General features: G+C 45.2%; 24 protein-coding genes. 5 read left to right on the forward strand and 19 right to left on the reverse strand.

From position 1 onward, the window contains the following. Window positions 1-7 precede the first annotated feature (7 nt). The 4 genes from VOA_RS11940 to VOA_RS11925 form a co-directional block, all read right to left on the reverse strand. Window positions 8-1,477, reverse strand: coding sequence for a sensor domain-containing diguanylate cyclase (locus VOA_RS11940; RefSeq protein ID WP_009355836.1), 1,470 nt, complete (start codon window positions 1,475-1,477; stop codon window positions 8-10). Between the two features lie 167 nt (window positions 1,478-1,644). Continuing rightward, window positions 1,645-2,439 carry an ABC transporter ATP-binding protein gene (locus tag VOA_RS11935; protein ID WP_000620370.1) on the reverse strand — a complete coding sequence of 265 codons (795 nt, stop codon included), beginning with the start codon at window positions 2,437-2,439 and terminating at the stop codon, window positions 1,645-1,647. Then, window positions 2,436-3,380 carry an ABC transporter permease gene (locus VOA_RS11930; RefSeq protein ID WP_001272065.1) on the reverse strand — a complete coding sequence of 315 codons (945 nt, stop codon included), beginning with the start codon at window positions 3,378-3,380 and terminating at the stop codon, window positions 2,436-2,438. The genes VOA_RS11935 and VOA_RS11930 overlap by 4 nt, the downstream gene beginning before the upstream one ends. Window positions 3,381-3,493: 113 nt before the next feature. After that, entirely contained in the window at window positions 3,494-4,459 is a 966-nt protein-coding gene (locus tag VOA_RS11925; RefSeq protein ID WP_001201234.1) for an ABC transporter substrate-binding protein, read from the reverse strand. A gap of 424 nt (window positions 4,460-4,883) precedes the next feature. On the opposite strand from VOA_RS11925, the gene VOA_RS11920 reads away from it, so the two are divergent. Continuing rightward, a complete protein-coding gene (locus tag VOA_RS11920; protein ID WP_032468211.1) occupies window positions 4,884-5,294 on the forward strand; it encodes a VF530 family DNA-binding protein in 411 nt (136 codons plus the stop codon). Window positions 5,295-5,419: 125 nt separating this feature from the next. Here the strand turns inward: VOA_RS11920 and yfbV are convergent, their stop codons facing one another. Then, complete coding sequence (gene yfbV, locus VOA_RS11915; RefSeq protein WP_001060894.1) at window positions 5,420-5,872, reverse strand: terminus macrodomain insulation protein YfbV; 453 nt, start codon at window positions 5,870-5,872, stop codon at window positions 5,420-5,422. Between the two features lie 348 nt (window positions 5,873-6,220). Here yfbV and VOA_RS11910 point away from each other — a divergent pair, with 348 nt between their 5' ends. Both VOA_RS11910 and pta read left to right on the forward strand, forming a co-directional pair. Continuing rightward, window positions 6,221-7,417: an acetate kinase gene (locus tag VOA_RS11910; protein WP_000041139.1), complete on the forward strand. Its 1,197-nt coding sequence runs from the start codon at window positions 6,221-6,223 to the stop codon at window positions 7,415-7,417. 135 nt (window positions 7,418-7,552) lie between these two features. After that, entirely contained in the window at window positions 7,553-9,697 is a 2,145-nt protein-coding gene (gene pta, locus VOA_RS11905) for a phosphate acetyltransferase (protein ID WP_000091716.1), read from the forward strand. A 64-nt stretch (window positions 9,698-9,761) separates the two neighbouring features. On the opposite strand, the gene VOA_RS11900 is transcribed toward pta, so the two are convergent. Genes VOA_RS11900 through VOA_RS11870 form a run of 8 tightly spaced genes read right to left on the reverse strand, consistent with a single transcriptional unit; the run spans window position 9,762 to window position 15,983 of the window. After that, window positions 9,762-10,091 (reverse strand): c-type cytochrome, encoded by a 330-nt coding sequence (locus VOA_RS11900; protein ID WP_232202777.1) that lies wholly within the window; start codon window positions 10,089-10,091, stop codon window positions 9,762-9,764. Beyond that, entirely contained in the window at window positions 10,063-10,593 is a 531-nt protein-coding gene (locus tag VOA_RS11895) for a TlpA family protein disulfide reductase (RefSeq protein ID WP_001024695.1), read from the reverse strand. Before VOA_RS11895 ends, VOA_RS11900 begins: the two co-directional genes overlap by 29 nt. Next, complete coding sequence (locus tag VOA_RS0117510) at window positions 10,590-11,144, reverse strand: SCO family protein (RefSeq protein WP_001225805.1); 555 nt, start codon at window positions 11,142-11,144, stop codon at window positions 10,590-10,592. The genes VOA_RS11895 and VOA_RS0117510 overlap by 4 nt, the downstream gene beginning before the upstream one ends. Window positions 11,145-11,154: 10 nt before the next feature. Next, window positions 11,155-12,243 carry a WD40 repeat domain-containing protein gene (locus VOA_RS11890; RefSeq protein WP_000765281.1) on the reverse strand — a complete coding sequence of 363 codons (1,089 nt, stop codon included), beginning with the start codon at window positions 12,241-12,243 and terminating at the stop codon, window positions 11,155-11,157. A gap of 43 nt (window positions 12,244-12,286) precedes the next feature. Beyond that, window positions 12,287-13,936: an Lcl domain-containing protein gene (locus VOA_RS11885; protein ID WP_009355841.1), complete on the reverse strand. Its 1,650-nt coding sequence runs from the start codon at window positions 13,934-13,936 to the stop codon at window positions 12,287-12,289. Continuing rightward, window positions 13,933-14,556 carry a cytochrome c3 family protein gene (locus VOA_RS11880; RefSeq protein ID WP_000793358.1) on the reverse strand — a complete coding sequence of 208 codons (624 nt, stop codon included), beginning with the start codon at window positions 14,554-14,556 and terminating at the stop codon, window positions 13,933-13,935. Before VOA_RS11880 ends, VOA_RS11885 begins: the two co-directional genes overlap by 4 nt. After that, window positions 14,553-15,026 carry a copper chaperone PCu(A)C gene (locus tag VOA_RS11875; RefSeq protein WP_001233627.1) on the reverse strand — a complete coding sequence of 158 codons (474 nt, stop codon included), beginning with the start codon at window positions 15,024-15,026 and terminating at the stop codon, window positions 14,553-14,555. Before VOA_RS11875 ends, VOA_RS11880 begins: the two co-directional genes overlap by 4 nt. Before the next feature lie 9 nt (window positions 15,027-15,035). After that, the gene (locus VOA_RS11870; protein ID WP_000692773.1) at window positions 15,036-15,983 is read right to left on the reverse strand and encodes a porin; all 948 of its coding nucleotides are present in this window, start codon (window positions 15,981-15,983) and stop codon (window positions 15,036-15,038) included. A gap of 160 nt (window positions 15,984-16,143) precedes the next feature. Between VOA_RS11870 and VOA_RS11865 the strand changes: the two genes are divergently transcribed. Beyond that, window positions 16,144-17,079 (forward strand): LysR family transcriptional regulator, encoded by a 936-nt coding sequence (locus VOA_RS11865; RefSeq protein WP_001046969.1) that lies wholly within the window; start codon window positions 16,144-16,146, stop codon window positions 17,077-17,079. Between the two features lie 88 nt (window positions 17,080-17,167). Here the strand turns inward: VOA_RS11865 and VOA_RS11860 are convergent, their stop codons facing one another. The 6 genes from VOA_RS11860 to VOA_RS11835 form a co-directional block, all read right to left on the reverse strand. After that, window positions 17,168-18,112, reverse strand: a complete 945-nt coding sequence (locus VOA_RS11860) for a glutathione S-transferase family protein (RefSeq protein WP_000517146.1) — start codon at window positions 18,110-18,112, stop codon at window positions 17,168-17,170. Between the two features lie 149 nt (window positions 18,113-18,261). Next, window positions 18,262-19,254 (reverse strand): murein tripeptide/oligopeptide ABC transporter ATP binding protein OppF, encoded by a 993-nt coding sequence (gene oppF, locus VOA_RS11855; protein WP_001271736.1) that lies wholly within the window; start codon window positions 19,252-19,254, stop codon window positions 18,262-18,264. Further along, entirely contained in the window at window positions 19,251-20,222 is a 972-nt protein-coding gene (locus VOA_RS11850; RefSeq protein ID WP_000054403.1) for an ABC transporter ATP-binding protein, read from the reverse strand. The genes oppF and VOA_RS11850 overlap by 4 nt, the downstream gene beginning before the upstream one ends. A gap of 27 nt (window positions 20,223-20,249) precedes the next feature. Next, the gene (oppC, locus tag VOA_RS11845) at window positions 20,250-21,152 is read right to left on the reverse strand and encodes an oligopeptide ABC transporter permease OppC (RefSeq protein WP_000956298.1); all 903 of its coding nucleotides are present in this window, start codon (window positions 21,150-21,152) and stop codon (window positions 20,250-20,252) included. A gap of 13 nt (window positions 21,153-21,165) precedes the next feature. Continuing rightward, entirely contained in the window at window positions 21,166-22,086 is a 921-nt protein-coding gene (oppB, locus tag VOA_RS11840) for an oligopeptide ABC transporter permease OppB (protein ID WP_000911063.1), read from the reverse strand. Window positions 22,087-22,240: 154 nt separating this feature from the next. Next, on the reverse strand, window positions 22,241-23,872 hold the full coding sequence (locus VOA_RS11835; RefSeq protein ID WP_000277621.1) for an ABC transporter substrate-binding protein: 1,632 nt from the start codon (window positions 23,870-23,872) through the stop codon (window positions 22,241-22,243). Window positions 23,873-24,495: 623 nt separating this feature from the next. Between VOA_RS11835 and VOA_RS11830 the strand changes: the two genes are divergently transcribed. After that, window positions 24,496-25,308 (forward strand): phosphate/phosphite/phosphonate ABC transporter substrate-binding protein, encoded by an 813-nt coding sequence (locus VOA_RS11830; RefSeq protein ID WP_001271121.1) that lies wholly within the window; start codon window positions 24,496-24,498, stop codon window positions 25,306-25,308. The last annotated feature ends 1 nt before the right edge of the window (window position 25,309 follow it).

Here is a 25,309-nt window from a genome sequence, read left to right on the forward strand (position 1 = left end):
CAACTGATTAGTAAACCAACTGATTTTTGCCGCTGGTTTTCGCCACATACAACTTTTCATCAGCGGCTTTAAACAAATCTTCAAAACTGCGATCGGTTGTACTTTCAACCACCTCTATCCCACCGGAGACGGTAAAACCTGGCTCTAGTATTAAAGGGGACTCGCGGCAAACCGCATCAAAAATGCGCTGCATAATTCTCGTGATCTGCTCTTTTTCTTTTGCTGTGACATAAACCACAAACTCTTCGCCTCCAAAGCGTGCTACGGCATCTGAGCTGCGAATATGGTTTTCAATCTGCTCACCAATGTAGCAGATCACTCTATCACCCATATCATGACCATAAGCATCATTGATCTGTTTGAAGTCATCGATATCCAACACGGCAATGGCTAAATATTGACTGTGGCGTTTGCCTTTCAGAAAGCTTTCCATACCACGTCGATTGAGTAAACCCGTCATCGGATCACGTGCTGCTAATTCTTCGAAATGTTTACGTTCCCAACGTGTGTTGAGGTAAATCAGTATGCCAGTAAAGAATAAGTAGATTAAAGCAGCAACCAATAAGTTACCTTTTTTATGCTGCAAGAAACTCAATAGCTCAGCTTTGATATCCAGTTGATAAAATATTATCTGGTGATAATCCGCATAATGACTTGCTAATGGATAAGGGCGATAAGCTTTAGAGGGGAGTGGCCTCTCTTCAAGATCGATAATTCCAAATCCTGATGCTAAATGTGGCATTCGCTTTAATAGCTCACTTATGCCAATATCCACCGCAACGAGCCCTTGATACTCCGCGTCACGGTAAACGGGCAGTATCAGTGTTAATAACCACTCATGTTGAATTCTGGTCACTGAGCGATAAGGCCCATCAACGGCAATCATATTAGGGGCAGCAATCGCATGGTTCCACAAAGGACTCTCGCTGATAAAGTCTTTAATTTGCTGGTAGGTTACCTTTTCGCTGATGGTATCCGGCGATGAAATGATATAACCGCTGGTATCCACATAATGCACACCATAAATATATTCATCCATGTCATGCAAAAACGAGAGCATAGGTGCCATAGAGAGTTTGATTTGTAAACTGGGATCATGACTTGGTTTGGAATCGCATAAAGAGGCGTCTCCGATCAACATATAACTCAAATTTAATTTGGGGACGGCAAAATTAGAACTAGGCCCTTGAGCAAGAACCAGTCCATCTATCGGTTTGATTTGGCAAACATTATCGACAACACGAGCCGAATGTCTGAACAATACATTCTCTGCAGGAGGTTGATTATGCATGAAAGTATAATCCAATGCTGTCACTACTTTTTCTGCACGATCGAGTTGCCTCTGGATACTCGCGTAGGAATCATCAATTTTTTGGTTCAGCTCTTCCAGATATTGCTGAAAGAATGAAGCGATTAGCACAAAAACAACAAACAATGGCGCACAGATAATCCAAGTTAAACTCATGCGCTGATTCATAATTGCCTGCTAACCTCTAGAAATGAAAAACCCACCATAAACCGATAACGCTTATGATGAGTAGGGAAATTGCGTTGCGGCGATTATGCCAAAAAAACACAAAACAGTGTTAGCGCTTGTTCATCATCCGTCTCTTTTTCCTCACCGTTTTCTATTCAAACAGGCACTTAACTCAGTAGCAAACTATCGTCTGCCAACTCTTCTCCACGCACTTTAGAAAACATCTCAAGTAGCTCCGGAACGCCCATATTCGCGCGCTGTTCCCCTGTGACATCCAAGACAATCTGACCTTGATGCAGCATGACGGTGCGATCACCACAAGCCAGAGCATCTTTCATCGAGTGGGTCACCATCATCACGGTTAAATTGAACTCTTTAACGATTTTTTTCGTGAGATCGATAATGAATGCCGCCATACGAGGATCGAGTGCCGCCGTGTGTTCATCTAAGAGCAAGAGCTTGCTTTCTGACAGTGTCGCCATCACTAAACTCACCGCCTGACGCTGACCACCTGAGAGCAAACCAATATTGTCACCGAGACGATCTTCTAACCCCAAACCGAGGATGCTGATGCGTTCTTGGAACAACTTCCGGCGCTGGTTTGAGAGCGCCAAGCTCCAACCACGTTTTTTACCGCGCATATAAGCGAGCGCCATATTCTCTTCGATGGTGAGGGCTCCACAGGTTCCAGCTAACGGATCTTGAAACACTCGCGCACAAAGGTTAGCGCGTTGATCGACACTCTGTTTAGTTACATCAATTTCATCAATCAATACTCGGCCACCGACGATCGGAGTCTCTCCCGTTACTGCGCCGAGCAAGGTTGACTTACCGGCACCATTCGAGCCGATCACGGTTAAAAATTGATGCTCAGGCACCTCTAACGATACACCGCGTAACGCGCGATTCTCCAAAATCGTGCCAGGGTTAAACGTCACCTGAATATCTTGTAAACGGATCATACTGCTTCTCCTGACACGCTTCCCTGCTGAGAGACTTCGGGCTTCTGAGCAGGTGCGTTACGCTTTTTTGATTTTAAATTCCTTTTAATCTTCGGCATGATCAAAGCCAAAGCCACTAACACGGCAGTCACCAAGTTAAGATCGGACGCTTGTAAGCCAAACATGCCTGAACTGAGTGCGAAGGCAACCGCTAAACGGTACAGTACAGAGCCAACAATGACCGCCACGACAGCGACCCAGATCTTGCGACCGGGGATCAGGGTTTGTCCTAAAATAACCGCAGCAAGCCCCACCACAATCGTACCAACGCCAGAAGTGACATCCGCAAAACTGTTGGTTTGCGCAAATAGAGCCCCTGCAAAACCGACAAAACCATTAGACAGAGCCAAACAGAAATACGTGTAAAACGCGGTGCTTGCCCCTTGGGCTGCCACCATACGAGCGTTGACGCCTGTGGCTCGCAATCCTAAACCGAAATCGCTGTTGAGCAGTCGAATAACCAATAGCGCAGAAATCACGACCAATACTGCGACAACGAGAGGACGAATTAAGACGGGATCACCCAAGGCTTCAAACGGGGTCAAAATGGTGTCTTCACCCAATAAGGCCAGATTAGGACGTCCCATAATGCGGATGTTGATGGAAAACGCAGCAATCATGGTCAAAATCGAGGCCAAGAGATGCAAGATACCACATCGCACACTCAGAAAAGCCGTGACCCAACCGGTAGCGGCGCCAGCAAGAATGGCTAATCCTGTCGCCACCCATGGATTAATTCCTGCCACAATCGCAGTAGCCGCCACCGCAGCGCCCATTGGGAAACTGCCGTCGACGCTCAAATCAGGGAAATCCAGCACTCGGAAAGTTAAATACACGCCCAAAGCTACTAAGCCATACAACAAGCCAAGCTCCAAAGCGCCAAAAAAGGCAAAAGCAGACATACATACTCCTTTCTGCTTACAGAAGTTGAAATACCCCAACTCCTTGGAATATACGCTTCCGACGAGGGGCTAGCGCGCCAAGCGTTACCCCTCGTCATTTGGATAGAGCTTACTTATTTGGTACTGGTTGCACGCGCAAGTACGGCTTCAGGAATGGTGATGCCTAACTGTTCTGCGGCGGTTTTGTTGATCACAAGATCCGAACCTTTTGCCACTTGAACATCAAGCGAACCCGGCTCTTTACCTTCTAAAATAGCCGCCACGTAGTCAGCGGTTTGCACTCCGATTTGGTAATAGTCAAACCCTAGGCTGGCAATTGCGCCACGTTCTACATAAGACGTCGCTGCACCAAAGACTGGGGTTTTGGCTTGGTTAGCCGCCACAATCATACCTTCGATTGCACTGGCAACTGTGTTGTCGATCAGGGCATAAATCACATCGGACTTTTCTGCAATCGCTTGGGTAGCGGATTGAACATCAGCACTTTTCAGCGCAGTTGCTTCGACCAGCTTAATACCATGCTTTGCAGCCGAGAGTTTGAGCAACTCCATTAAACTGACCGCATTAGCTTCACCTGGGTTGTACACCACGCCAATCGATTTGACGTTGGGTAGGATTTCTTTAATCAGTTCAACATGTTGCTCAACCGGAGACAAATCTGACAAACCCGTCACGTTTTTGCCCGGTTGTTCAAGTTGCTTCACCAACTTAGCCCCAACAGGGTCAGTCACTGCGGTAAACACAATAGGAATGGTTTTTGTGGCAGAAACCAGTGCTTGGGCGGTAGGTGTCGCAATACCGACTAAGACATCTGGGTTTTCACCGACAAATTGACGGGCAATTTGGACCGCAATGGCAGGGTTGCCTTGCGCGGTTTTGTAATCAAACTCTAGATTTTTGCCCTCTTCATAGCCTTTGGCTTTCAATCCATCGAGTAGCCCTTGACGTGTCGCATCTAAAGCGGGGTGTTCCACAATTTGTGATACCGCGACTTTGGCTGTTTTGGCCATGATACTCTGGGAAGACAGTAGTGCAGCTCCGGCTAGAACGGCGGTAGCAATAACTTTGCCTGCTCTCATCTTAACTCCTTGATATAAAGCATAGTTTTTATGATGTTGTGTGTGGATGTAGCTTTAATAGTTGTTATTGGACACTTAGGGTGTCACTGACAACATTATTACCAGTAACTTTAGGCAAAGGGAAGTAGGATTTAACAGTTAGATAACAGAAAAAAGCTCAGAATTTGGTCAATGTCGAAAATGGAAGTGAAGTTAACTATCTCTCTTCTCAAACGACGTAGAACGACAGAGGATGGTAGGCAAGTTCACTCTCATGAACCCAGATAAACGCTATGATTAAGGTGACCCCATAACAGATAACCATAGGGATGTAAGATCAACTCTGCTAGAATGCGCCGCCGCGCAGGGATCAACAAGTACATGGCTCATATCTGCCAAATCTTGGTATACCTACTCTATTTACCCTTAGGAGCCGATAATAATGATGACCGATCAAGAAAGAATCGAACTACAAAAGAACAATCCACTACACGGCCTTAAGTTAGAAACCTTGCTACAAGAGCTGGTGGATTTTTATGGCTGGGATATTTTAGATACAGCAATGCGCTTTAACTGCTTTCATACCAAGCCTTCGATTGCCAGCAGTGTTAAATATTTAAACAAGACCGAGTGGGCACGAGAAAAACTAGAAAATTTTTATCTCTATCGCTTTAAACGCATGCCTCGCGCTTCCAGTGAAGAGTTTACTCTCCCGCCACGCGCAAGAACTTTCCCTCATGGCCTACAGCCGAAAGAACCGATGCAATTAACGGTAGACTCTATTTTGAAATCTCAGGCGAAAGCGGCTTCTGCTCATAAAGAAAGAACGTCCCGCAGTCGCCACACTCAGCGCTAAGTTATCTTGAACTACAGAGCTAAGTTGCCTTGGTCTACTGTATGTTTCCGTATATTTCCGTGGCCGACTATCCGATATCCGTTGGCCACAACTGACTGACGGGGCAAACCCTCTAGGCGGAAGAATTAAAACCAGCGCTCTAACGCAGTATCATCCAACTGACGAAACGCGCGATTCAGTACATGAGCCAGCTCTTTATATCGTGGTTTGCTTTTGATCGGTTCGAGAGCGAAACCGGTCTCGACAACCTTCATATAGAGTTCACGGTACCAACCAGCTAGCGCGGGAGGCAATTGGGTATTGGCTCGGTTGCCCAGCCACCAAATACCTTGCAATGGTAGACTCATGGCAAACAAAGCAACCACAATCGCTTGAGGCATGGCTTGTGTGTTGGTAAACACCATTTGCGTCAATACGCTGATCGCCGCAACCGCAGGCATGACTTTAATCGCAAAGCGAGTGGCCTTAATCACCCGTTGTTCAGGAAACAGCGGATTTAGCTCTTTGCGCATCGGCCAAATATCCATGTACTTTTGGCCATCTTTTAGGCTATGCACGATGCCGACTTTATTATTCATATCCACTTCCTCGCTGCTCTTTGCTCAACCCACTAAAATATAGTTGAATGATTCAACAAAAGACGCAAAAATTTGACAAAAGCTAATATTGATTCAAATTTTTTTTGTTATATTTGTCTATTATCGCTATGCTCTGCGGACTCTCAATCTCATTGTTGCCCTTATTTACAATTTAGGCAACGTTGGGACGATTCCTGCACGGATTGCATCGACGATTTATACTGACTTTGTCACGTCTCCACGATACGGAAATTGACGTTTTATTGACCGAGATTAGTGCCGTACATCAAGGCGTCATCTATTCTTGGTACTGATTTTATCCTAACCGATTATTACAGGTAGTCACACATGTCTAAGCTGGTTTTAGTTTTAAACTGCGGTAGTTCTTCACTTAAGTTTGCAGTTGTTGACGCTCAAAGCGGTGAACAACATCTTTCAGGTCTTGCTGAATGTTTACACCTTCCTGAAGCTCGTATCAAGTGGAAATTGGACGGCAAGCACGAAGCTCAACTGGGCGAAGGCGCAGCACACGATGAAGCTCTGTCTTTCATCGTTGAAACTATTCTTGCTTCTAAGCCAGAACTGGCAGCTCAACTGAAAGCTATCGGTCACCGCGTAGTACACGGTGGCGAACAGTTCACTCAATCAGCACTGATCGACGAAGCAGTACTGAAAGGTATCGAAGATTGTGCAACTCTAGCTCCACTGCACAACCCAGCGCACATCATCGGTATCAAAGCAGCGCAAAAAGCATTCCCAGAACTGCAAAACGTAGCCGTGTTCGATACTGCGTTCCACCAAACTATGCCTGAAGAAGCGTACCTGTACGCTCTGCCATACAAACTGTACAAAGAGCACAGCATCCGTCGTTACGGTATGCACGGTACTTCTCACCTGTTCATCGCACGTGAAGCAGCTGAGCGTCTGGGCAAACCAGCAAACGAACTGAACATCATCAACTGCCACCTAGGCAACGGTGCTTCGGTTTGTGCGATCAAAAATGGTCAATCAGTTGATACATCTATGGGCCTGACTCCACTGGAAGGTCTGGTGATGGGTACTCGTTGTGGTGATATCGATCCTGCGATCATTTTCCACCTGCACGACACGCTAGGTTACTCAGTTGAGAAAATCAACACCATGCTGACCAAAGAATCAGGTCTGCTGGGTCTGACTGAAGTGACTTCTGACTGCCGTTTCGTGGAAGACAACTACGGTCAAAAAGAAGAAGCAACTCGCGCAATGGACGTGTTCTGTCACCGTCTGGCGAAATACGTTGCTGGCTACACTGCAAGTATGGACGGCCGTCTGGATGCGATCACTTTCACTGGTGGTATCGGTGAAAACTCTGCACCTATCCGTGAAATGGTTCTGAACCGTCTGGCAATCTTCGGTATCACTGTTGACAGCGAAGCAAACCTGAAAGCGCGTTTCGGCGGTGAAGGTGTGATCACTACTGCTGACAGCCGTATCCCAGCGATGGTTATCGCGACTAACGAAGAGTTAGTGATTGCAGAAGATACCGCTCGTCTGACTAACATCTAATTCGACTTACACTGGCTAACTCAGGTTAGCCAGTGTCATTTAGGGGCTCAGCGTAAGCCTAATCTGCGCTTGAGCTTTGTCACTTTCAATCTAAGCACCTTAGATTGGTATCAATAGTGTTGAGGTACTTTACCAATGTCCCGTACTATTATGCTTATCCCAATCAGCGCTGGCGTCGGTCTGACTAGCGTGAGCATGGGTCTCCTGCGTTCAATGGAGCGTAAAGGGGTTAGCGTTTCTTTCTATAAGCCTATTGCACAGCCACGTACTGGCAATGACCAACCTGACCTGACTTCTACTGTCATGAGCCGCAACAGCGACATCAAGATCGGCGAGCCGATGAGCATGTCTGCTGCAGAAGCGTTGATTGGTAGCGAGAAAATGGACGTTCTGCTGGAAACTGTGGTTGAGCGTTACAACCAAATCAACAAAAATGCAGAAGTGACTCTGATCGAAGGTCTGGTTCCAACGCGTAAACACCCTTTTGCTAACCAAGTAAACGCGGAAATCGCGAACACGCTAGGCGCAGAAATTGTGTTCGTTGCCACTCCGGGCACTGATAACCCAACGCAACTGAAAGAGCGTATTGAAGTTGCGTGCTCTAACTTTGGTGGTACCAAAAACAAGAGCATTTCTGGCGTTATCATCAACAAGCTGAATGCACCAGTTGATGAAGCTGGCCGTACTCGCCCTGACTTGTCTGAAATCTTTGATGATGCGGACAGCGCGAAGCAAGCTAACCTTGAAGTAATGCAAATCTTCAACACTAGCCCGATCCGTGTACTGGGTTGCGTGCCATGGAGCATCGACCTAATTGCCACTCGTGCTATCGATATGGCGAAGCACCTGAAAGCTGAAGTGGTCAACCAAGGCGATATCAATACTCGTCGTATCAAGAGCATCACTTTCTGTGCACGTTCTATCCCACACATGATTGAGCACTTCAAACCAGGTTCACTGTTGGTAACGTCAGCAGACCGTCCTGATGTGATTGTTGCTGCGGCACTGGCTGCGATGAACGGTGTGGAAATCGGTGCGGTACTGCTGACTGGCGGTTACGACATTCCGCATGAAATCGTTAATCTGTGTAAGCCTGCCTTTGATACTGGTCTGCCAATTTTCAAAGCTCAAGGCAACACCTGGCAAACTTCGCTGAATCTGCAAAGCTTCAGCCTTGAAGTACCAGCAGACGACAAAGAGCGTATCGAATTCATCAGCGAGCACGTAGCAAGCCATATTGATGGCCCATGGGTAGACTCTCTGACTGAAGGTGCACAAGCATCTCGTCGTCTGAGCCCACCTGCGTTCCGTTACCAACTGACTGAACTGGCTCGTAGCGCGAACAAGCGTATCGTACTGCCAGAAGGTGATGAGCCACGTACAGTGAAAGCGGCTGCCATCTGTGCTGAGCGCGGCATTGCACAATGTGTGCTACTGGGTAACCCAGAAGAGATCAAACGTGTTGCTGCACAGCAAGGCGTTGAGCTGGGTTCTGGCATCGAAATCATCGATCCAAAAGTGGCACAAGAGCAATACGTAGCGCGTTTGGTTGAACTGCGTAAGAGCAAAGGCATGACTGAAGTGGTGGCGCGTGAACAACTGGAAGATACCGTTGTTCTAGGCACTATGATGCTTGAGCGTAACGAAGTTGACGGTCTGGTTTCGGGTGCGGTTCACACCACAGCGAACACCATTCGTCCACCACTACAAATCATCAAGACTGCGCCAAATGCGTCTCTGGTTTCGTCAATCTTCTTTATGCTGCTGCCTGATCAGGTACTGGTATACGGTGACTGTGCGATCAACCCAGATCCAAACGCAGAACAACTGGCTGAGATTGCTATCCAGTCAGCCGATTCTGCAGCGGCCTTCGGTATTGAGCCTCGCGTAGCGATGATCTCTTACTCGACCGGTACTTCTGGTCAAGGTGCTGATGTTGATAAAGTACGTGAAGCAACCCGCATTGCCAAAGAGAAACGTCCTGATCTGATCATTGACGGTCCTCTACAATACGACGCAGCGATCATGGAAAATGTAGCGGCTTCAAAAGCGCCTAACTCGCCAGTAGCCGGTAAAGCAACCGTATTCGTATTCCCAGATCTGAACACCGGTAACACCACTTACAAAGCGGTACAACGTTCAGCGGATCTGGTGTCTATCGGTCCTATGCTGCAAGGTATGCGTAAGCCTGTTAACGATCTGTCTCGTGGCGCATTGGTTGACGATATCGTCTACACCATCGCACTGACTGCTATCCAAGCAGGTCAAGAACAGAAATAAGTCAAACTGACTCATCAGCTAAAATACAAAGCCCCCTGATAATTGGGGGCTTTTTTGTTGCGGGTTATTTGACTTGGGCAAGATAGCGAACAATGGCTTTTATCTCCACTTCAGTAAGCGCCTTGCTAGCAGTTTCCATTGGTACATAAAGGCCATTCTTACGTAGACCATTTTTGTAATCCATCATTTGGTTATAGAGATATGTCTCACTCTGACCACCAATCTTGGGGTATAAGGAAATTACTGGCACATTCCCCTGCTCACCATGACATTGAATGCACCCACCTCGCCCAGGGTTTCGATATAAGGCTTCCCCTTTAGCAATCTCATCATTCGCCAGCACCAAGTGAGAAACACTCATCATACTAGCCATCAATAGAAATTGGACTTTCACTCTCTTCCCCTAAACAGTTCAACCAAGTTTCAAATTCCTCCACTGTGCTAGTCAAGTAACCTTCACTTTGGAAAAGCGCTTGTCCGCCTACAATCACCAAACTCGCGGGTAACCCCACAAAACCCACATCTCTTAGTGCTTCAAAATCTGGCCATGTGGCTTGGGATAAGTGCGTTATCGACAGCGCGTTAAATAATGTTTGAATTGCCTTTGGATTATCTCCGACATGAAGTGTTTGCACTTGATACTGGTTTGCTCTTTTGGCCAGCTCATCCAGTAATGGCAATTCTTTTAAACAAGGACCACACCACACTCCCCAAAAGTTAACGAACACGACTCGATACGGGGAATCGTTTACCCACTCAGCTGGAATATCTCGTACTGGGATTTGTCTGAACTCATTGGGTAATGGGCAGGAACTTGTTTCCGCGTTGGCTAGGTATGGATACGTTAATAAACATAAAAGGCTTAAAGTCACCCTCAAACCCATGTTGATGTTCATCGAATATTTCTCGCTATCTCTTCTGCCATTTTGGTACTGCCCATGCCATACCCATACACATCTAGCAATTTACGATCTGGGCTATACAGGTAAACATAAGCAGAGTGAAATACTTCATACTGTTCGGGTAATGGAGGGTATACCGGTTTGCCGTCTAACGTGTAGCCATAAGTGCCACGTAAAGATTTGACAACCTGCTGCGTTTGTTGATCATTCCCGACCAAACCTAGCATGTTTGGGCTAAAAAATTTTACATAGGTATCCATGTATTCCGCAGTGTCTCGATGCGGATCAATAGAGATAAATAGTGGGGTGATTTTATTTCCCTTATCACCCAGTTTGCTAAGAGCAGCGGTCATATCGATTACCGTTGTCGGGCAAATATCTGGGCATGAGGTATAACCGATCCCGATCAGAAGATATTGCTCAGACCAACTTTTCTCCGTGACCGTACCTAATGTGGCGTGTTGAAGTTCAAACCGTAAACCAGCTTGGGCGAATACTGGAAAGAGTACTATCCACAAACCCATAAGAAAAAATATTTTACGCATGTTTTAGTTCTCAATGACAAATCGTGTTGGTTATTCCCATGACCATGTACAATGGCTGCTTTAAGCCTGTTTCAATTGGAGCTAAAGCCTGAGCGGTACGTATGTCATACACAAAAAGGGTTGGGGTGTTTTGCTGTGTTGCAAACAGGGTTTTGGAATCAGAGACCACCACGACTTCTAGAAGAGGGGCTTTCAGAGCAACTTGCTGTTCTGATTTCTGGCTTTGAATATCAAACAAAGTTAGCCTATCTTGAGCCGCCACAATACCGATACTTTCAAGCCACCCTGAACGTAATGCACTCGGGTTTTGGCCAAAGTGAATGTCACGTACCTTCTCCCCACTCCAAGCATTAACCACCACACCTTCACCATTGTCTGCTGCAAGAATAATATGCTCACTGTCAGAACTCACGTATGGTCGTTGTGGCTTGGCTGATAAGGTAATAGCGCTAAATGGTTCACCCATAAATAAATCTTGGATATAGACGGTATTATCCTCGTACTGTGCAACCATACCTAGGCGTGAGTCCGGTGAGAGAGTGATCTCTGATACCGCCGTTCCCTTCGCAAATTGGAGTTGAGTTTGCTGACCGTCGTGAAAACGGTAGATAAAAGTATTGCCTGTATTTTGCTCCGTGATGTACAGGTTATATCCACCACTATCAAAATTGAGGCTAAATGGACTAGAAATCTTAGCGAAGCTACCAACCATTTTTTTCGTCAATGGCATCACAAAGATCAGTTTATCTCGACCACCAACGGCTAACTGAGCACCATCAGGATGAAAAGCCAGTTGGTCAGGTACAAAGCTGAGCGCCATTTGGCTATGTTGCTTCTCAGATAAGTCGTAAAGAAACAGAGAGGGTGTTTTACCATCGATGTACACCAACAAGTCTTGAATATCCGAGACAACCAATGAGCTTGGAACCGCTCCCAAGGTCAGCGTATCGATATGCTTTTTGGTAAAGGTATCAATCACGGCCAGCTGGTGGCTTTGGGCATCGGAAACAAAAGCCCAACGTGCGCCGTCCACATAACGCTGTTCAGACCAAGCCTGACTGGACAAGCATAAGCCAATCAAAAATAAAAATAATTTCATAAATTAAAAACCCTCAGGTTATTAGCCTGAGGGTACTCATTAACTAAGGGTTTCGAATACAACGAGCATAGAACTCAGTATCTTTTTGCATACCTAAGCCAGAACCAATCAAATATCCTTGTGCCCAACCCTCATTATCTCCCGTATTCCGTAAGTCGAGCATCTCAGGGGTTTGATTCTTCTTACGTTGCCCCAATGGGCGCATATGTATGGCAGGGCCTGCGACATCGGACGTACTGGTCCAGAAGAAATATTTCACTGGAGTATTGGGAAAAAACTCTTCATCAATCGCTGGTGAGGTTTTGTTGTAATTTACAATTGAAACCGCTTCTTTGATGTTTGGTAAACGCCAATCATCGTAGCCCGCATAATTCAGGTTTTCACAGTAGTTGATCGAGTTTTGCCAATTACGACGCTTGTAATCGATATTTTGCTGCCACATACGATTCGTTATGCGCTCAGTAACGGTTCCATCACGATTGTCGACAAAATCCATGTTGTGATAGGCCGCACCATTATCTGCGCGCACACATCTCACCAATTTCGTTGATGCTGTATGTTGCCCCATAATGTGTGCATCTGGAAAACCTACGTGCCATACATGATCTGGATGATCTGAAATCGGGAATGCCCAAATACCAGAGTTAGCTCGCGGCATGTTTGAAAAAACATCCGTATTGATGGCGGGGCGAAACTCACCCATATCCGCAATACTTTGCAACTCTTTCATCAATGGATAACGCCAATCGGTGTAACCATCCAGTTCAAGATTGTCACAATACGCTTGGCCTTCTGCCGCATTCATCCAAATCCGTGAACTTTCGCGCTCCCACATTAGCTGGGTGTTATTGTCATGGACAACTTTACCAGATTCACTGACGGTGAAACTCATTGGAGTATGAGGGTAATCACTATCCTCACCCGGCATATCGCTAAAGTTCTGAATTTGGCCTGTCTCTGGCAATTTGAAGCCTTTGACTGGTGGCATGCCAATCCCTGTTATGAACTCACGTCGTTCAACCGCTTTATATTCCTGTCCAGTAACATAAGCGATGATCTCTTGATAATCCTGTTCGGAAAGCATGCGAGCAAACGGAGCCATAATCGGAGCTTGACGATTGGTACGATCACCATCTCGATACGCTTTCATTTGCTCAAAAAGGTAGGCTGGCATTTGCCCTTTCAGTGGTGGATAAGCTGGATTTGTACTTGCACCTTGTTCCCCATGACACATTTTACATGTCGTGTCGTATTTTTCTTTTCCGCGAGCAAACACATCACTGCTCAGAACTTGTGGATCAGGGTTGTACGCCATGGTTCGTTCACTCAACACCACAGCAACAGTGGCCATCTGCTCCGGCGTATTTTGGTATACGATTTCTTTCATCTGCGATGAAATACCAGCATGTCTTTCATTGTCCATATCAACCCACTGGTTATAAAAATACTGTGGGTCAAAACCTTCCAGCTTAGGACTTAAGGTTTCAGGGACTTCCTCTTTCGCTGGACGATGGCAGCCCATGTAACAACCATAGATAATGCGGTTTGCCACTGCTTTATCTTTCGGAGTCAGTTCTTCGAAAGTACGATTTATTGTGTAGTCTTCATAGCCATTATTAATATCTTGCGCAGCAATGGCAGAGGTAACGGGGGTGAGCGAGAACAAGGTAAACGCCCAGTATTTTAATCTCATGATGGGTCTCCTTCTGACATAGCCGCAAGCGATTCCAGTAAGCGCTCTTCACGTAATCGCATGTCTCGTTTTAAACCAGGATGGGCGATGTCGTAATGACATGAAGAACACTGGAAATTGGCATCTGTCTCTTTGCGAGAAAAAGCTAATTGATGGGTTTGATCTGAAATTGGGGAATCTTCCGTTGCTGCGATCGCTCTTGGTTCAATCTGCTTATGGCAACTTTCACAACCCGAATCAAACACATACTCGGTACGTTTCTCATGCAGTGCTTGATAATCCAAATTTTCCATACCTAAGATGTACTCCCCCCACAAATGACGCATGCCAGATGTACCTTTCACATACAACTCTTCAACGACATTCGATTTAGGAAGATGACAATCCACACACTCCGCCACAAAACCTTGGGTATTGTTCCCACCATGGATTGAGCGCGAGAACGTCTCCGCCATCGGTTGCATCGTATGGCAAGATGCGCAAAATTCATTGGTACTCAAGGCATGCAACACTTCCGTTGCAGGCAAGGCAGAAAGCATACCTAACCCGATACCACTCCCCAAAAGCACTAACAAAACCATGCGCTTTACATTTCGTACTTCTTTCAACAGATTTTTCACAGTGCACTCTCCTGTGCACGAGCAATCTCCGCACTAGTTTTCACGACAGCGTCACAACGTAAATCATCGGTATACGTCATCCAGATAGTGACGGGATAAACATCCCCCACCTTTGGCTGTATTTTGAGATTTTTCAGCATGATGTGTGGACCGCCAGGTTTAAGCTCATTCTTACCCTCTATAATTTTGATCTTCGGCACCCGACGCATCGTCATCACACCATCAACCATTTCCGTCATGTGCACTTCAACCACATCAGACAACGCTGGAATCGAAGCACCAAGCACTTCCTCATCAGCCGGTAGACATAAGCTTTCAAATTGATCGGTATTTTCAAAATGAATGTTCAAATAAAGGGCAGTTGCCTCTTTACCAGGTACAGGTTCACGAATTACACACTCCGAAACCGTTAATCCGGCATGTGCCCCAATCGAAAATAAGGATGAAATAAGAAATAACCATTTACGCATGCGAGCTCCTTAAAAATGAGCAATCAGACCTAAGCTGATTTTGTCGTTAGAAGAATCTTCAAAATATTCGGCGACTTCTCCATACAGAGAAGCATTGGGATGGAGAGCATAAGAAATATTGGCGAGAAGAAGCGTTTCATCCTCTTTCATCACATGAGCATCATATTGTTTGGCTTGCACCCCTAAACGATATTTCACACTATGATGTTGGTATTGACCTGAGAGTGCATAAACCCAACTATCCCCTTGGGGATCCTTTTCGTTATACTCAACCAAAGCCCCAAAATAAGCATCGTTAAAGCGGTAGCCAGAAGAAAGAGCCCAACGGGTATAACCAGAAGGCATAAACTTCTGATCCATTTCAGCTCGGTTGAAAACTAGGCTAAAATTAGACGTGTTATACAAAGCACGAAGCCCCAATACGTCAACGTCTGAGCCATTTTCCGCTTTGGGTGACATTGCTGCTACTTTGAGTGAAAAGTTATGAAACACGGGAGAGGCGTACGCAACAATGTTTTTCCCATATTTATCTTGGCGAAATAAAGTACCATTGCCACCCGCACGGCTGATATTATTGCTATCGAAAATATCAACTTTACTGTACAGATCTTGCCATGCACCTGTGGTGCCATTACCTATATACAATGCACCAAATGATTGGGACATTAACAAAACATTTGATTCACTGATTATAATTTCATTATTTTCTTTTAAATTCGGATTGTTATCTGAATATTCAGCAGCCAACTTATAGCGTACGCGAACATGTTCTGATGGAATAAATCCCTGTAACCCAAGGATCGCTTCCTGAATGCGCGTTTGCTTATCTTGATTATCTTCCCAACTGACTAGGCCTTGGATTGAACCATAGAAATCTGGCCTTATTTCAGTTAATTGGGCATACGTTGGAGCTATTGCGGTGACCGCTAAAAAGGTTACTACTGCTTTAATTTTCATCTCTTGTACTTTTATTAATTTCCATTACCATAAGATGATATTCGAAAGGGTGCCTTTTTATCAGACGACTAGATGACAATACCCTCTTTCACAAAATGCATAGTGGGATCCAATTCAAATAAAATGTTTCCACTTAAGCTTAGCTTGTTGGTGATATGTTATGAATTTGGATTTATTGAGAATTTTAATTGCCGTAGTTGATAACAAAAGCTTTATCGCTGCAGCTAAAGCTTTGGACATCAGTCAACCTACTCTAAGTCGAAAAATAAAATCTTTAGAAGATGATATTAATTTTAAAATCATCCACAGAGGAAATAGAGAATTATCACTAACCCCACAGGGCGAGAACTTCATTCACGTTGCGAGAAATATACTACAACAATGGAATGAAGGATTAGAGAATATTAACCAGCAAAAAAATCATATAGAAGGAAATATTAAAATAGGTTTACTTCACCCAATGGCAAGGTGGATCAGCGACAGTTTCGTTAAGCTATTTCTTGAGAAAAACCCAAGAATAAAAATAGAACTTGTCACTAAAACACCAAAACAATTACTATTCATTGATGACTGTGACTTATTGATATCGCCTATTATGCCAGAGGATGACTCTCTGGTTGCAATAAAAATCTTAGACTTTTATTTTCGTTGCTATGCTTCACCTGAATATTTAAATAAATACGGCATTCCTGAAACGCCTACCTGTTTGGATAAACACAACTGCATTGCCAATATTAACCATCCTGGTAATGAAAAATCTTGGCAATATATTACCCCTCTTGGTGAAGAAAAGACCATACCCATCACTGGAAACATTACAACAGATTCTATAGACATAGCGAAGAATTTAGCAAAAAGTGGAGTGGGAATAATACAACTTCCCGAATTCCAAGCATTGGATTTTATTGAAAACAATGATCTTATTGAGTTATTTCCACACTACCACTTCAAACGAGGCAGCATGAACATTATTCTTCGATCACGAGAACATATCACACAAAAAATAAAAGTATTCATCAATGAATTTCGCCATTTTATTGAGCATGAACATGATTTATCAAACAAGCTTCATCAAAACATTATCGATATAAAATAATTTAATGAGTGATGCCAGTGAGATTAAAATGGCAAATGGCATCACTCATTCATCTTGAGTTTCTGAACTCTTTAATTATGAAGAGAAATTAAATACTTTCCCGCCCATGCATCCTAAGTAAATTAAGCTGTGGCCCAACAGGGACAATCTGAGTCGGATTCATCATAGTGTGACTAAAATAGTAATGCCGCTTGATATGGTAAAAATCGACGGTTTCTTGAATACCGTCCATTTGGTACAACTCGCATAAGTAGCCACTAAGATGTAGATAGTCTGCAATTCGTTGGCGGTTACATTTGAAATGCCCGACATACACTGCATCAAATCGAATCAAGGTTGTGAATAAACGCCAGTCGGCTTCGGTAATTTGGTTTCCGGCTAAATAGCGGTGTGTCGCGAGATGCTGGTCAACTTTATCCAGCGCCGCAAACAGCGCGTCAAAGGCTTCTTCATAGGCTTTTTGCGTGGTCGCGAAACCACAACGATATACCCCATTGTTGATGTTTGGATAAATAAAATCATTCCATTCATCGATTACCGTTCGCAAAGCTTTGGGGTAATAATCGGTTTCATTACCCGTTAGCTCATTGAACGCACTGTTGAACATACGAATGATTTCCGAAGATTCATTACTGACGATAGTGTGCAGCTTTTTATCCCACAATACAGGCACTGTGACTCGTCCCGTGTAATCGGCTTTAGCATGGGTATAGAGTTGATGTAGTTGAGTGTAGCCATACAGCGGCTCTGGAATGCCAAACTGCCAACCATGTGAGAGCATATCCGGACAGACAATCGTCACATCAATATGCGTTTGCAGCCCTTTGAGAGCACGAAAAATCAAGGTGCGATGTGCCCACGGACACGCCAAAGAGACATAGAGATGATAACGGCCAGATTCCGCAGCAAATTGCGCATCAGGCGTCGCTTTCACCCAGTCACGAAACCCTGCATCTTCGCGTATAAATTCGCCATCATGTTGTTTGGTGTCGTACCAAACATCGTGCCATTTGCCTTTAATTAGCTTGCCCATCTTGCCCCCAAATTCTCATCTTTTAGGCATTATAAGCAACTGGGCACGCCACTTAACCCAAGGCGATTGGTCGTGTTGTTCAAAATATTCGAATACAAAAAAAGCGCGATCCGAACGAGGAATCGCGCTTGGCCCGTCACAGGCTGAATTTATGCCTCAGCGTATAAACAAGAGACTGAGTGAATATCCGAACCTTTAATCACTGGTTTGGTTTTCGCACACTCTGCGGTTGCTTGAGGGCAACGAGTACGGAACACACAACCTGAAGGCGGGTTCATTGGCGAAGGCAAATCCCCTTCCAGCATCTGGATGGTTTTATTGCGCTCCAGATCTGGATCTGGAATCGGAACAGCTGACATCAAGGCCTTGGTATAAGGATGTTTAGGATTTGCAAACAGCTCTTTGGATACCCCTAACTCTACCGCATTACCCAAATACATCACCAACACACGATCTGAGATGTGCTTCACCACCGAGAGATCGTGAGCAATAAATACTAGACTCAATCCTAACTCTTTTTGCAGTTCTTTCAGCAAGTTAACCACCTGAGCTTGAATCGACACATCCAGTGCTGAAACTGGTTCGTCACAGATAATCATCTTAGGCTTGAGGATCAGCGCACGTGCAATACCGATACGCTGACACTGACCACCAGAAAATTCATGTGGGTAGCGGTTGATCACGTTAGGCAGTAGACCTACTTTGGTCATCATCTCTTTCACCCGATCTTTCACTTCTTGCTTAGAAAGCTCAGGATAGAAAGTTTGCAGTGGTTCCGCGATGATATCGCCCACTGTCATACGCGGGTTTAACGATGCCAGTGGATCTTGGAAAATCATCTGGATTTGCTTACGCGTTGCACGGCGTTTCACTTCCTGCATGCGAGTCAAATCTTGGCCTAACCACAGCACTTCGCCGTGAGTCGCTTGCACCAAGCCGATGATGGCGCGAGCAAATGTGGATTTACCACAGCCTGATTCACCCACTACGCCCAACGTTTCACCTTCATACAGACGAACGTTTACACCGTCTACCGCTTTCAGGGTCAGAGGTTTCGTCCATGGCCAAGCCGATTTCGGAGTGATGTTAAAGTGGACTTTCAGATCTTTGACGTCCAGTAATAATTTTTTCTCTGCACTCATTTTGTCCAAGCCTCCCAATCAGAAAAACACGCACGTTGACGGTCATTGCCAAACGGCAGCAGAATCGGTGCTTCACGCTTACAGCGATCCGTCACACGATGGCAGCGCTCTTGGTAAGGACAACCCACTGGCAATCGCAGCAAGTTAGGCGGGTTACCCGGAATGGTTGGTAACACTTCACCTTCAGAATCCAAACGCGGAATCGCACTGAGCAGACCTTCTGCGTAAGGGTGGCTTGGGTTATAGAAAATATCGTTCACTGAACCGTATTCCATGGTACGGCCTGCGTACATCACCAGCACTTTGTCACATGAACCAGCAACCACGCCCAAATCGTGAGTGATCATAATGATGGCAGTATTGAACTCACGCTTCAGATCGTTAAGCAGTTCCATGATCTGCGCTTGAACAGTTACGTCCAATGCCGTAGTGGGTTCATCCGCAATCAACAGTTTTGGACGGCACAACAAAGCCATTGCGATCATTACACGCTGACGCATACCGCCAGAAAACTCATGCGGATACATGGTGATACGCTTACGTGCTTCTGGAATTTTTACCGCTTCCAGCATGCGCACGGATTCTTCAAACGCTTCCGCTTTACCCATACCTTTATGCAGCATCAGCACTTCCATCAGCTGATCACTTACCTTCATGTATGGGTTAAGTGAAGTCATTGGGTCTTGGAAAATCATCGCGATTTGCTCGGCGCGCACTTTATTCAGTTCACGCTCTGGCAGATTGAGGATCTCTTTACCCTCAAATTTTGCGCTACCGGTGATTTTGCCGTTTTTGGCTAGCAAGCCCATGATGGCAAATACGGTTTGTGATTTGCCTGAGCCGGATTCGCCAACAATGCCTAAGGTTTCTCCCTGCTTGAGAGAGAAATTGAGATCGTTCACTGCGGTAACAATACCGTCTTGGGTAGAAAACTCTACGCGCAGATCTTTGACATCTAATAAACTCATCATTACTTCCTTTTTATTCTTCTTGGTTTATCTGTCTTTTGGATCGAGCGCGTCACGCAGACCATCGCCGACATAGTTAAAACAGAACAAGGTCAACACCATGAATACCGCGGGAAACAGCAGTTGCCATATAGCAACTTCCATTGTGTTTGCTCCCTCTTGTAGCAGAGCGCCCCAACTGGTCATCGGTTCTTGCACACCAAGGCCAAGGAAGGAAAGGAAAGATTCGGTCAAAATCATGCTTGGGATCAGCAAGGTTGAATAAACCGCCACAATACCCAATACGTTCGGCACAATATGGCGAGTGATGATGTTCCACTTGCTCACACCACACACATGTGCCGCTTCGATAAACTCTTTGCTACGTAAGCTCAGCGTTTGACCACGCACGATACGCGCCATATCCAGCCATGCGATCGCACCGATCGCGACGAAGATCAGCACGATGTTACGGCCAAAAAACGTTACCAATACGATAACCAAGAACATGAATGGGATTGCGTAGAGGATTTCCAGAATACGCATCATCACACGGTCAGTACGGCCACCAATAAAACCAGACGCTGCGCCATACAGAGTACCGATCAATACCGCAACCAAAGCCCCCATGATACCTACCATCAGAGAGATACGGCCACCCACCAGCGTGCGCACGAAGAGGTCACGCCCAAGAGCATCGGTACCAAACCAGTGTTCAGCCGAAGGTGCTGAATGCATTGCATACCAGTCAGTATCTTCATAGCTGTAGGCTGAAAACATCGGCAGGAATATCACAGCCAACGTAATCAGGGTTAGAACAAACAAACTCACCATCGCTGCTTTATTACGCATGAAGCGAATTCGCGCGTCTTGCCATAGGCTGCGGCCTTGGATCTCAAGGTTTTGCGAGAAGTTTTCAATCGCCGCTAAATTTTCTTTTTTCGTCAACATTATCTAAGTCCTATTAGTAGCGAATCTTCGGATCGATATAAGCGAGAAGAATATCGACAATCGCGTTAAACAGAATAAATAGGAAACCGATCAGGATCGTTACCCCCATAACCAAAGAATAATCTCGGTTGAAGGCGGCGTTAACGAAGAGCTTACCGATACCTGGCAAGCCAAAAATGGTCTCAATCACTACCGAGCCCGTGATGATGCCGACGAAAGCTGGGCCCATGTATGAAACAACAGGAAGCATGGCTGGCTTCAGCGCGTGTTTGACCACGATATAACCGTAACTCAATCCTTTCGCACGAGCCGTGCGGATAAAGTTACTGTTCAGGGTTTCAATCATTGAGCCACGAGTAATACGGGCAAAGGTAGCGACATAGAGCAGTGACATCCCCAAGACTGGCAGAGCCATGTACTGGAACCCTCCGTCTTGCCATCCGCCTGCCGGGAAAATATTAAAATTAATCGCAAAAATATAAATCAACACGGGTGCCAACACGAAGGAAGGCATGACCACCCCTAACATGGCGGTGGACATTATGGTGTAGTCAACCCAAGTATTCTGCTTCAAGGCGGCTATGGTTCCGACCGTTACCCCCATAATGACAGTAAAGACAAAAGCAGCGAGACCGATTTTCACTGAAACAGGCAGTGCACTGGCGATCAGCTCATTCACTGTATAGTCTTTGTACTTAAACGATGGGCCAAAATCACCCTGAACAATATTGGTCAAGTAGGTCAGATACTGTTCAGAAACGGGTTTGTCTAAACCATATTTAGCATTGATGTTGGCCATCACTTCCGGCGGCAAAGGACGCTCTGAAGAAAATGGGTTACCTGGCGCATAGCGCATGAGAAAGAAAGATATCGTAATCAACACCAACATGGTTGGTATCGCTTCAAATATCCTTTTTGCGATGAATTTAAGCATATGCTCACTCTTTCAATCTGTGACAAGGAAATGCAAGGACCCTACACGTGAATTTCACATGCAGCGTCTACGTTACTTATAGTTTTATCCCCACCCTACTGAAGTTGCAGCCATACCGCACTGCAACTTCAAATAGCTAGGTTATATGGCTCTATTATTGAGCTTTGATGTAAAGATCTTTCATATAGATCTTGTCTTCCGCGTTGTTTGATGGGTAGCCACCAACAGTTGGAGAAACAAGACGTGATCTTACGTATTGATAGATTGGCGCGATTGGCATATCGCGAGCCAACAACTTCTCAGCATCAGCATAGAGTTTTTGACGCTCTTCTTCTGACGTTGAAGTCATGGCTTTTTCAATCACTGCGTCATATTCAGCACTGTGGTACTGAGGATCGTTTGACGTGTTGCTTGATAGCATCAGAGTCAGGAATGATGACGCTTCGTTGTAGTCACCACACCATCCCGCGCGCGTTACGTCGAAGTTGCCTTGACGACGTGTGTCGAGGTAGGTTTTCCACTCTTGGTTTTCCAATCCGATGTCCACACCTAGCGTTGTTTTCCACATAGATTGGACCGCGGTTGCAATCTTCTTGTGGTTTTCTGACGTGTTATACAGCAGAGTAAATTTCAGAGGGTTAGATTTGTTGTAACCTGCATCTTCCAGCAGTTTTTTCGCTTCAGCAATACGCTCTTTTTGAGTCAATTTGCCGTAAGCCGGCATCTCTGGGCTGAAACCAGCAGTGATTTCAGGTGTTAGGAAATAAGCCGGTTTTTGACCTTGGCCCAGAATGGCATCAGAGATTACATCACGGTCAATTGCATAAGAGAGTGCTTGACGTACGCGAACATCATCAAATGGTGGCTTTTTATTGTTGAAGCCGTAGTAGTAAGTACAGAGTTGACCTTGTACTTGTACTGCTTCTGGGTGCTCTTTTTTCAAACGTTTGAAGTGCTCAAGAGGCAGTTCGTTCGTGATTTGAATTTCACCAGACAAGAAGCGGTTCATTTCTGCCACTTGGTTTTCAATTGGCAGATACGTCACTTTGTTCAGTACGGTATTTTTGTCATCCCAGTATTGAGAGTTACGTTTGAGCTCTAAGCGCTCGTTAACAACCCATTTATCAAGAACATAAGCACCGTTGCCCACATAGTTTTCAGGCTTGGTCCATTGTTCGCCAAACTTTTCTACTGTCGCTTTGTGAACAGGTTTCACGGTAGTGTGACCCATCATCATCACGAAGTAAGGCACTGCGCTTTCCAGTTCAAACATCAGCGTTTTGTCATCAACCGCTTTTACACCCAGCGTTGATTTGTCTTTCTCCCCTGCGATGATTTCTTTCGCATTCTTCATCTTGGTGTATTCCATGTACCAAGAGTATGGAGAAGCCGTTGCTGGATCGACAGCACGTTGGAAGCTGTACACGAAATCGTGCGCAGTAACAGGGTCGCCGTTAGACCATTTTGCATCTTTACGGATGTGGAAAGTGAACGTTTTGTTGTCTGTAGTTTCCCAACTCTCTGCAACACCTGGTACCACATTGCCATTAGCGTCTTGGTTAACCAGGCCTTCTAACAGATCACGAATCACGTTGGACTCAGGAACACCTTCGGTTTTGTGTGGGTCAAGTGAAGCAACTTCAGTACCGTTACCACGAACTAGCTCTTGAACAGGAGCAAGTTTGGTACCAGCAGGAACATTCGCTGCAAGAGAGGAAAAAGACGTGGCTGCCACCGCCAGACCAGCACTTAAAAGCAGTGCTTGGGTGATTTTGTTCTTATACATGCATAAACTCCAAGTTTTAGTATTGCATCCATGACTTCCATGTCAGGTATTCAGAACGGCTGATTGTTGTCGTTTGTCGTATAAGTGTTAAACAAAGACAACTTACACCTGACAGGGATTGCGGCACACATTAGCAATCATTGAATTAATTTGCCATAAAAATGTATTAAAAACCGACTATACTCTTTGGTTTTCCCAAACATCAGTAAAAAACTTCATCAATCCAATTTATATCCAGTTAATTAGAATGCCGAAGCTAGAGCAAACAGATCAATGTGCCAGATTATCTAGTGCTCACACAATGTACAGTGCATTATGCTAGATAACTCAGATCTATTTAACATTTCGTACACAACAAAGCCAACTCTTAGTGACAATTCACTGCTCCATCGAGTAAAAATGTGACTCTTCTCAAAGCTTATTTTTAGGCAATCGTTTGGTATAAAAGGAGCGATTTCCCCTCAAATTGATCGTAATGCAAGAAAACGAATCAAAACGTAAATTTTGCTGAACAGCTCAAACAATACGAAATCATTAAAACACCAATCCGGAAATACTCGCCCAACCTCGCCAAGCCTTTTCTATACTTAAGCCATTAGTATTAGAATCGATAAGGTGGCTTTATGCGCTATTGGTGGTTTGCTTTAACTTGGTTGATTTCTTCATTCGCCCTCTCTTCAACCCTTACGTTTGGTGTTGTACCCCAGCAATCTCCCGAGGAACTGGCTAAACGCTGGGTACCCATTTTAGAAAATCTCTCGGAAAGTTCGGGACTCTCTTTGGAATTTCAAACCGCAACAACCATTCCTGAGTTTGAACAACGGGTAAAAAATAGTGAATATGATGTGGTGTATATGAATCCCTATCACTACACTTTTTTCCATGAACAACCGGGATACATGGCGTTTGCCAAACAAAAAGATCAAAAACTGCAAGGCATCATAGTGGTTGCTAAAGACAGCCCAATAACTTCGATTAAAGATCTCGATGGGAAAACGCTCGCCTTTCCTTCGCCAGCGGCTTTTGCTGCCACCATCATTCCTCAGGCACTACTCAAGAAAGAAGGCGTTAATATTGAATCGCAATATGTTTCTTCACACGACTCTGTATATCTTAATATTGCCAATGGTTTTTTTGTCGCAGGGGGGGGGATTCAACGCACCTTTAATACCGCACCCAAAGAGGTAACCAGTCAACTGCGCGTTCTTTGGGAAAGCCCTAAATTCACACCTCACGCATTCGCTTACCACCCACGGCTTAATCAAGCTCAGGTCTTAGCCTTGAAAGAAGCCTTATTGAATCTTTCACAAACAGAAGTAGGCCTGCTACAGCTGCAAGCGATTGGCTTTTCTGGAATAGAAGCAGCGCAAGACAGTGATTGGGACGATATTCGTGACTTACATATACAGACGCTTTCCCATCAGCTTAAGGAATAAG

Source organism: Vibrio sp. RC586 (assembly GCF_000176715.1).
Taxonomy (GTDB): domain Bacteria; phylum Pseudomonadota; class Gammaproteobacteria; order Enterobacterales; family Vibrionaceae; genus Vibrio.

Bases quoted from the DNA above. Each gene is read 5' to 3' on its own strand.
- VOA_RS11940 (WP_009355836.1), bottom strand. From the start codon at position 1,477: ATGAATCAGCGCATGAGTTTAACTTGGATTATCTGTGCGCCATTGTTT.
- VOA_RS11935 (WP_000620370.1), bottom strand. From the start codon at position 2,439: ATGATCCGTTTACAAGATATTCAGGTGACGTTTAACCCTGGCACGATT.
- VOA_RS11930 (WP_001272065.1), bottom strand. From the start codon at position 3,380: ATGTCTGCTTTTGCCTTTTTTGGCGCTTTGGAGCTTGGCTTGTTGTAT.
- VOA_RS11925 (WP_001201234.1), bottom strand. From the start codon at position 4,459: ATGAGAGCAGGCAAAGTTATTGCTACCGCCGTTCTAGCCGGAGCTGCA.
- VOA_RS11920 (WP_032468211.1), top strand. From the start codon at position 4,884: ATGACCGATCAAGAAAGAATCGAACTACAAAAGAACAATCCACTACAC.
- yfbV (WP_001060894.1), bottom strand. From the start codon at position 5,872: ATGAATAATAAAGTCGGCATCGTGCATAGCCTAAAAGATGGCCAAAAG.
- VOA_RS11910 (WP_000041139.1), top strand. From the start codon at position 6,221: ATGTCTAAGCTGGTTTTAGTTTTAAACTGCGGTAGTTCTTCACTTAAG.
- pta (WP_000091716.1), top strand. From the start codon at position 7,553: ATGTCCCGTACTATTATGCTTATCCCAATCAGCGCTGGCGTCGGTCTG.
- VOA_RS11895 (WP_001024695.1), bottom strand. From the start codon at position 10,593: ATGAACATCAACATGGGTTTGAGGGTGACTTTAAGCCTTTTATGTTTA.
- VOA_RS0117510 (WP_001225805.1), bottom strand. From the start codon at position 11,144: ATGCGTAAAATATTTTTTCTTATGGGTTTGTGGATAGTACTCTTTCCA.
- VOA_RS11890 (WP_000765281.1), bottom strand. From the start codon at position 12,243: ATGAAATTATTTTTATTTTTGATTGGCTTATGCTTGTCCAGTCAGGCT.
- VOA_RS11885 (WP_009355841.1), bottom strand. From the start codon at position 13,936: ATGAGATTAAAATACTGGGCGTTTACCTTGTTCTCGCTCACCCCCGTT.
- VOA_RS11875 (WP_001233627.1), bottom strand. From the start codon at position 15,026: ATGCGTAAATGGTTATTTCTTATTTCATCCTTATTTTCGATTGGGGCA.
- VOA_RS11870 (WP_000692773.1), bottom strand. From the start codon at position 15,983: ATGAAAATTAAAGCAGTAGTAACCTTTTTAGCGGTCACCGCAATAGCT.
- VOA_RS11865 (WP_001046969.1), top strand. From the start codon at position 16,144: ATGAATTTGGATTTATTGAGAATTTTAATTGCCGTAGTTGATAACAAA.
- VOA_RS11860 (WP_000517146.1), bottom strand. From the start codon at position 18,112: ATGGGCAAGCTAATTAAAGGCAAATGGCACGATGTTTGGTACGACACC.
- oppF (WP_001271736.1), bottom strand. From the start codon at position 19,254: ATGAGTGCAGAGAAAAAATTATTACTGGACGTCAAAGATCTGAAAGTC.
- VOA_RS11850 (WP_000054403.1), bottom strand. From the start codon at position 20,222: ATGAGTTTATTAGATGTCAAAGATCTGCGCGTAGAGTTTTCTACCCAA.
- oppC (WP_000956298.1), bottom strand. From the start codon at position 21,152: ATGTTGACGAAAAAAGAAAATTTAGCGGCGATTGAAAACTTCTCGCAA.
- oppB (WP_000911063.1), bottom strand. From the start codon at position 22,086: ATGCTTAAATTCATCGCAAAAAGGATATTTGAAGCGATACCAACCATG.
- VOA_RS11835 (WP_000277621.1), bottom strand. From the start codon at position 23,872: ATGTATAAGAACAAAATCACCCAAGCACTGCTTTTAAGTGCTGGTCTG.
- VOA_RS11830 (WP_001271121.1), top strand. From the start codon at position 24,496: ATGCGCTATTGGTGGTTTGCTTTAACTTGGTTGATTTCTTCATTCGCC.